This window comes from Streptomyces sp. NPDC002513, from assembly GCF_053595355.1.
Genome location: NZ_JBSFXK010000138.1, coordinates 1 through 3,059, shown reverse-complemented (window position 1 = coordinate 3,059; position 3,059 = coordinate 1). Strand labels below are relative to the sequence as shown.

At 65.9% G+C, this 3,059-nt stretch carries 3 protein-coding genes; 1 reads left to right on the top strand and 2 read right to left on the bottom strand.

The annotated features are described in order from the left end of the window. Positions 1-243: 243 nt before the first annotated feature. Positions 244-1,071, top strand: a complete 828-nt coding sequence (locus ACWD5Q_RS35265; RefSeq protein ID WP_451431147.1) for an HARBI1 family protein — start codon at positions 244-246, stop codon at positions 1,069-1,071. A gap of 77 nt (positions 1,072-1,148) precedes the next feature. On the opposite strand, the gene ACWD5Q_RS35260 is transcribed toward ACWD5Q_RS35265, so the two are convergent. Further along, a complete protein-coding gene (locus tag ACWD5Q_RS35260) occupies positions 1,149-1,442 on the bottom strand; it encodes a hypothetical protein (protein ID WP_451431146.1) in 294 nt (97 codons plus the stop codon). A gap of 107 nt (positions 1,443-1,549) precedes the next feature. Then, the coding region (locus tag ACWD5Q_RS35255) for an RHS repeat-associated core domain-containing protein (RefSeq protein ID WP_451431145.1) at positions 1,550-3,059 on the bottom strand (1,510 nt) is incomplete at its 5' end.

Sequence of the window (3,059 nt, the reverse complement as noted above, 5' to 3'; positions counted from 1 at the left end):
AGCGTCACGCGACGGCCCGCCCTCGAACGGCAGAGGACATTACGGGCGAACCGCCGAGACAAAAGACGACAAGCCCCAACTGACGGATCGAGGTTAACGTCAGTGAAGTCTTCTCGGCAACGTGACGGTTGCAATGTGTGATCATGCCGGACGGCGTGATGGTGACTCGGCGTCAGACATGAGTGAAGCCCCTGGTAGGAACAGGTCTGCGAAGATCACGTTCCGTACAACCAGCGGCTTCACGTGGCATCCAGTGTCACCTACACCGCCGTGCTCGATGTCCGCAGGGCGACCGCCGAGCATCTCGCGAAGCTGCTGCGCGGGCACCGCGAGCAGCTCGGGACCCGCAAGGGCACTCGCGCGCTGGGCGTCTTCAAACAGGCGGTGCTCGTGCTGCGCTGGTTCGTCGACGGTACCCGGCTGGTCCAACTCGCCCGGGACAACGGCATCTCGGTACCGACCGCCTACCGCTACCTGCATGAGGGACTGACGGTGCTCGCCGACCACGCGCCCGATCTGTCCACCGCGCTGGAGAGGGCGGCGGCGGCCGGGTACACCCACCTCAACCTGGACGGCACGGTCATCCGCACCGACCGCGTGGCGGCCGCCGGCCCCAACGGCGCGGACCTGTGGTGGTCCGGCAAGCACAAGCACCACGGAGGAAACGTGCAGGTCATCTCCGCCCCGGACGGCTGGCCCCTCTGGGTCTCCCCAGTCCGCGCGGGCCGCGAGCACGACACCACCTGCGCACGGGCCCACGGACTGGTCGACGCCCTGAACCGGCTCGCCGCCATCCTGGGCGTCCCTACCCTGACCGACCTCGGCTACGAGAACGCCGGGCCCGGCTTCCGCCACCCGGTCAAGAAGCCCAAGGGCGGTGAACTCGCCGAGCCCGACCAGGCGTTCAACGCCGTGATCCGGGGCGTCCACGCTGTCGCCGAACGTGCCAACGCCCTGCTGAAGGTCACTTTCAAGGCCCTGCGCAGGGTCAGCCTCGACCCCGCGGCCATCACCCGCATCGCCCGAGCCGCCCTCGTCCTGCTCCAGCTCGAGCACGACCGCACCGCCTGAACGAAGATCACAAAACGTCACGAGACGTTACCGAGAAGAGTTCAGTGGCATTGGGCCCTGCCCCCACACCACCCACTTCAAGATATCCGGCTGTAGCGCAAGTACAGGTACGCGCTGGCAATCATAAGAAGCATGCTGGGCGGCAGCAGCAGCGTGCTCCACATTGCGCGATGGTCTGCTGGGATCCTGGACAAGGTTCCGAGGCCGATTCCGATTCCGCTCAGCAAGACGGGCAAGGCTTTCTTCGCCGGTTGATTCTTCGATTTTCTGGTTCTCACGCCGGCGAGATGAAGTACTGCGAAGATGATGAGGGCTGCCGCCAAGATAAGTAGCAGAACGTTTGTCATGCCGGTGAAGGTGCCGATTTTCATGTATTGGCCTTTTACGGGGTAGCTGATCGGGGAATTTGATGTGGATTCTGCGTGACAAGGCATTGCGGGTGACCGGGGCAGGGACGTCTTCCTGCCCCGGTTGCCGCTCAACTTGCTACTGGTACCACATGTAGGCCCAGACAGGGTGCCAGTACCAGCGCCAGCGCCAGGAGGACCAGGACCAGTACCAGTGCTTGTAGTACGTCACCTCGAAGTAGACGCCGTTGTTGCCGCCCCAGCCGTCGATTGTCGCCACTGTGCCGGAGTAAAGCCACAATACGCCCGAAATTGCCCCGCAGACGCCACCCACCTCCGCACCGATGACCGAGACGAGGCCGATGCCCGGCGCAGGCGGCAGCCAACCCGGCGCCCCAGTTCAGGGCCTGGATAAGCAGCTGGGTGCGGTACTCACTCAGGTACAGGCGGCAATGGGCCCACCAGGTACTGCTCCAGCACGACAGGCCGTTCCTCCCGGAAGTTCCCGCCAGGTCCCGACCGGTCGCCGGGTTCTGGTCGACGTAGTCGTAGGCGTTGGCGCTGCCGCCCGTGACTGGGTCGACTTGGTTGAACCGGCCAGTGTTGGGGTTGTAAGTCCGGACGCCCATGAGTGTCTGGCCGCTTGGTTGAGTGGTTGCTCGCTGGTACCCGCCCAGCCAGCCGTAGCCGGATGAGGCTGCGCCCTGCTCGTTGGCCCCGAACTCCTGGTAGGTCAGGGTCGCGGTCACCGCGTTGGTGGTTGCGTCGACTGTGGCCATGACGTCGCCATGGAGGTTGACCAACTGGAGAATGGTGCCGCTGGGACCGGTCTGGGCGGCGAGTCCGGACGGGGTCTGGATGTTGCGGGTCCATCCGCCGCCGGAGTCGGACGTCCAGGTGGGGTTGTCGGTGCCGTCGGAGTAGTGGTTGGTGACGGTCAGACCGCTGCTGGTGTAAGTGGCGGCGCGGTCCGCCTGGGGGTCGTACTGCCAGGTCGTGGTCGCGTCGCCCTGGGTCTGGGTCGCGATCGTGTTGTTGGCGTTGTATGTGGCGGTCAGGTTGCCGCTGCTCCCGGCGTCGGCGGCTGGGGTGGTGGTGGTGTTTCCCTGGGTGTCGTAGGCGTATGTGCTGGTGGTGCCCCCGAGGGTGGTGGACAGCAGCCGGTCGGCGCCGTCGTAGGCGTAGGTCTCGGTGCCGGACGCTGAGGCGGTCTGGCAGTTGCCTGCCGTGTCGGGTGCGTAGGTGGTGAGCGAGGTCCGGTTGGTGTCCGCGTCGTAGCCGTAGCTGCGGGTGGTGCACTGACCAGCTTGGGTGTCGGCCACCTGGGTCAGGCGGTCGGCGGCGTCGTAGGTGTAGCTCTGGCTGTTGGCCAGGACGGCGCGGTGGACCCAGTCGCCGTGCGCGTCGGTGTCGATGCTGTCGCCGATCGGGTAGGCCACGCCCGGCACGGAGTAGGCCAGGCCAGTTGCGGTGCCGGTGGCGTCGTAGGTGTAGGTACCGACGGTGCCACCGGGGTAGGTCTGGGTGGCGAGGTTGCCGTCGGGGCGGGAGGCGTGATCGCGACCGCTGTGGATTGATGGACCCAAGGAGACGGAAGGGGTGCATGGATCCATGGCCAAGCAGAACGTCGCCGACCAGTTC

Bases quoted from the DNA above. Each gene is read 5' to 3' on its own strand.
- ACWD5Q_RS35260 (WP_451431146.1), bottom strand. From the start codon at position 1,442: ATGAAAATCGGCACCTTCACCGGCATGACAAACGTTCTGCTACTTATC.